Origin of the sequence: Streptomyces tricolor, assembly GCF_002155905.1 — a bacterium.
Lineage (GTDB): Bacteria > Actinomycetota > Actinomycetes > Streptomycetales > Streptomycetaceae > Streptomyces > Streptomyces tricolor.
The window spans coordinates 1-2464 of the sequence record NZ_MUMF01000825.1; the positions used below are offsets into that span (position 1 = coordinate 1).

Annotated in this window: 2 protein-coding genes and 1 pseudogene; 1 reads left to right on the forward strand and 2 read right to left on the reverse strand. The window is 74.6% G+C overall.

Features of this window, described 5'->3' with window-relative positions; translation table 11 throughout:
* Both CCN44_RS40200 and CCN44_RS40205 read right to left on the reverse strand, forming a co-directional pair.
* Positions 1–871 (reverse strand): annotated as a pseudogene (locus CCN44_RS40200) (hypothetical protein); the annotation flags it as partial.
* A 197-nt stretch (positions 872–1068) separates the two neighbouring features.
* A complete protein-coding gene (locus CCN44_RS40205) occupies positions 1069–1527 on the reverse strand; it encodes a flavodoxin family protein (RefSeq protein WP_086704074.1) in 459 nt (152 codons plus the stop codon).
* A gap of 85 nt (positions 1528–1612) precedes the next feature.
* On the opposite strand from CCN44_RS40205, the gene CCN44_RS40210 reads away from it, so the two are divergent.
* Positions 1613–2254 (forward strand): class I SAM-dependent methyltransferase, encoded by a 642-nt coding sequence (locus tag CCN44_RS40210; protein WP_059246906.1) that lies wholly within the window; start codon positions 1613–1615, stop codon positions 2252–2254.
* Positions 2255–2464 lie beyond the last annotated feature (210 nt).

The window sequence follows — 2464 nt, forward strand, 5'->3', positions numbered from 1 at the left end:
GGACGGGGGCCGGTGTGAGGGTCGGCGGTTCGGGCGCCGGCGGTTCGGGGAGTGGCGGCGGGACCGGCGGCGGTGTGGGCTCGTCCACGGTGAAGTGGCCGATCGCCCAGTCCTTGAGCATCGGCGGCGGCTTGGGGCAGCCGTCGGGGCCGAGGGTCTTGATCCGGTCGCTCCCCTTCACGCGCCCCTTGCTGAGGTAGTGGCCGGGTGGCCGCTCCACGGTCGCCACGCACCGCGCCGAGCCTCCCGGTTCCAGGCTCGGTACGACGTCGCCGCCGGACCCGCAGACGATGGCGGGCGGCTGGAGGGCCGGGTCGCTGAGCCGGAGGTCGTACACCGTGCGGTTGCCGGTGTTGGTCACGTCGTAGAAGACGGTGGCGCGGCCCAGGGTGAGGGCCCGGCCCAGGGATCCGGCGCCGGTCGTCACCGTCTCGGTCAGGGACAGCGCCCCGCCCACGCCCGCGTACCCGGACCGGGCGACGGCCCGGGACTCCGTGCCGAGGGAGGGAACGCTGCCGACGGCGGTGACGTCGGCGATCCAGGTGCCCGGGCGGGCGGTGGCCCAGGCCGTGCAGGTCGCCGAGTCCAGGCCGCGGAGCATCGGAAGGTGATCGCCGCCGCCGGGGCAGCGGATGTCGGCGTGCGGAAGGCCCGGGTCGTTCACCCGCACGTCGTACAGGTCGGCCCCGGTGCGGTTGATCAGGTGATACGTCTTCACCAGCGGGTGGCCGACGCGGATGCCGGGGTCGGTCGCCCCGGTGCCCGGTCGGGTGTTGACGGCGACCTGGAGGGCGAGCCCGTGGTTTCCCGCGCCGTCGGCGACGGCACGCTGCGCCGGTGCGCCGCACACGGCCATGAGCAGCGGCAACACCGCGGGAAGACGTGTCCGGAGGGTTCGCCCACACCTCCCTGGTAATCCTATGAACACACAAAAAGGACTAACAGAGCGGTCCGGGGGCGGGCTTCGGTCCACGCCGGTCGCCGGGCGCAACCGTACGAAGATCACTCCGGTGGCCGCGCGAGGGGCTCCGCGGGGACCCGGGGCCGCGCCTCGGGCGCCGGGGGCGCTCAGGTGCCGGGCATCAGGCCCGCGGCGAGGGTGGCCCCCAGTTCCCAGCAGGCCTGTGCGCCGGCCTTGCCCGGGTCTCCGGTGACGGTCACCGGCTCGGCCGCCCGGCGCCAGCCGAGGCCGGTGGTGACGGTCTCGACGGCGCGGACGGCGCCGGTGACGTCGTTGCCGCCGTGGACGTAGAAACCGAACGGGCGGCCCCGGGTCTCGTCCAGGCAGGGGTAGTAGATCTGGTCGAAGAAGTGCTTGAGGGCACCGGACATGTAGCCGAGGTTGGCGGGCGTGCCGAGCAGGTAGCCGTCGGCTGCGAGCACGTCGGAGGCGGTGGCCGACAGGGCCGCCCGGCGGACGACGCGCACGCCCTCGATCTCCGGTGCCGTGGCACCGGACACGACGGCTTCGAACAGCGCCTGGCAGTGCGGCGAGGGGGTGTGATGGACGATCAGGAGGGTAGGCACATCCGGCACCCTGCCGTGCGCCGGCCACCCCTGGCAAACGGCGGGCCGCGGCGGGCGCCGCCGAGGAGGACGGGAGGAGTCGAACGTGACCGAGGAGGACGGCCGGCCACCGGCCGCCGTGGTGTTCGACGCACTGGGCCCGGCGTACGAGCGGGCGTTCGCCGGCTCCGCACCGCACCGGGCGTCGCTCGACCGGCTGCTGGAGCTGCTGGCGCCGGGCAGCCGGGTGCTGGACGTGGGCAGCGGCACCGGACGGCCCACCGCGCAGACCCTCGCCGGGGCCGGTCACCGGGTGCTGGGCCTGGACGTCTCGCCGGTCATGGTCGACCTGGCCGCCCGGCAGGTGCCCGCCGCCGAGTTCCGGCTCGCCGACATCCGGGAGACGCCGTTGGCGGACGCCTCGTTCGACGCCGTGTGCGCCTACTTCTCGCTGTTGCAGATGACCCGCGCCGAACAGGCGGCGGTCGTGGCGAAGCTGGCCCGGGCGGTCCGGCCCGGCGGCCTGGTCGCGCTGGCCACCGTGCCGTTGGACGTGGAGGACGTCGAGGCCGTCTTCATGGGGCAGCCGGTCCGGGTGACGAGCTTCGCCGCCGAGGCGTTCACCGGGCTGGTGTCCGGGGCGGGCCTGACCGTGCTGTCCGAGGAGCACGAGGTGTTCACTCCGGCCCATCCCGAGGCCGTACCCGAGCCGCACCTGTTCGTGCTCGCCCGGCGCGGGGCCGACTGACCCGCGGGTCGGTGGGCGACATCACGTTCGGCGTTGTCGGTGCTCTCGGCTACAGTTGCCGCTCCGCATCAAAGGGGAGGCAACAGTGCAGGTCAGGGTGGGGACCGTCGGAGGCCGCATGGTCGTCGCGGCGGCGCTCGCCGCGATGCTCGGCGGCTGCGCGGGGTCGGCGGACGGCGACGGGAAGAAGTCCGCGGGCGCGTCGGCGAG